This is a genomic window from Lacticaseibacillus sp. 30 (assembly GCF_053819265.1).
In genome coordinates this window covers 1-1695 of the sequence record NZ_JBSOQX010000061.1, presented here as the reverse complement: position 1 = coordinate 1695, position 1695 = coordinate 1, and the positions used below count along the sequence as shown (strand labels likewise).

Here is a 1695-nt window from a genome sequence, read left to right as displayed (position 1 = left end):
CTCAAAACTAAACAAAGTTTCGTGTGTGCAGGTTTCCGTCAGACTTTCAGTCTGTTTCCTTAGAAAGGAGGTGATCCAGCCGCAGGTTCTCCTACGGCTACCTTGTTACGACTTCACCCTAATCATTTGTCCCACCTTAGACGGCTCGCTCCCTAAAAGGGTTACGCCACCGGCTTCGGGTGTTACAAACTCTCATGGTGTGACGGGCGGTGTGTACAAGGCCCGGGAACGTATTCACCGCGGCGTGCTGATCCGCGATTACTAGCGATTCCGACTTCGTGTAGGCGAGTTGCAGCCTACAGTCCGAACTGAGAATGGCTTTAAGAGATTAGCTTGACCTCGCGGTCTCGCAACTCGTTGTACCATCCATTGTAGCACGTGTGTAGCCCAGGTCATAAGGGGCATGATGATTTGACGTCATCCCCACCTTCCTCCGGTTTGTCACCGGCAGTCTTACTAGAGTGCCCAACTAAATGCTGGCAACTAGTCATAAGGGTTGCGCTCGTTGCGGGACTTAACCCAACATCTCACGACACGAGCTGACGACAACCATGCACCACCTGTCATTTTGCCCCCGAAGGGGAAACCTGATCTCTCAGGTGATCAAAAGATGTCAAGACCTGGTAAGGTTCTTCGCGTTGCTTCGAATTAAACCACATGCTCCACCGCTTGTGCGGGCCCCCGTCAATTCCTTTGAGTTTCAACCTTGCGGTCGTACTCCCCAGGCGGAATGCTTAATGCGTTAGCTGCGGCACTGAAGGGCGGAAACCCTCCAACACCTAGCATTCATCGTTTACGGCATGGACTACCAGGGTATCTAATCCTGTTCGCTACCCATGCTTTCGAGCCTCAGCGTCAGTTACAGACCAGACAGCCGCCTTCGCCACTGGTGTTCTTCCATATATCTACGCATTTCACCGCTACACATGGAGTTCCACTGTCCTCTTCTGCACTCAAGTTTCCCAGTTTCCGATGCGCTTCCTCGGTTAAGCCGAGGGCTTTCACATCAGACTTAAAAAACCGCCTGCGCTCGCTTTACGCCCAATAAATCCGGATAACGCTTGCCACCTACGTATTACCGCGGCTGCTGGCACGTAGTTAGCCGTGGCTTTCTGGTTGGATACCGTCACGCCGACAACAGTTACTCTGCCGACCATTCTTCTCCAACAACAGAGTTTTACGACCCGAAAGCCTTCTTCACTCACGCGGCGTTGCTCCATCAGACTTGCGTCCATTGTGGAAGATTCCCTACTGCTGCCTCCCGTAGGAGTTTGGGCCGTGTCTCAGTCCCAATGTGGCCGATCAACCTCTCAGTTCGGCTACGTATCATCGCCTTGGTGAGCCATTACCTCACCAACTAGCTAATACGCCGCGGGTCCATCCAAAAGCGATAGCTTACGCCATCTTTCAGCCAAGAACCATGCGGTTCTTGGATCTATGCGGTATTAGCATCTGTTTCCAAATGTTATCCCCCACTTAAGGGCAGGTTACCCACGTGTTACTCACCCGTCCGCCACTCGTTCCATGTTGAATCTCGGTGCAAGCACCGATCATCAACGAGAACTCGTTCGACTTGCATGTATTAGGCACGCCGCCAGCGTTCATCCTGAGCCAGGATCAAACTCTCATATAAATATGAGCTGTTCGAATAGCTCGATTTGTTGTTCTAGCGAATTGACTTCGCAAATGTTACTT

1 rRNA gene is annotated in these 1695 nt (G+C 51.8%); it reads right to left on the bottom strand.

What is annotated here, in order from left to right:
• Positions 1-63 precede the first annotated feature (63 nt).
• Positions 64-1633, bottom strand: a 16S ribosomal RNA gene (locus ACWPAB_RS15220).
• Between the last annotated feature and the right edge of the window lie 62 nt (positions 1634-1695).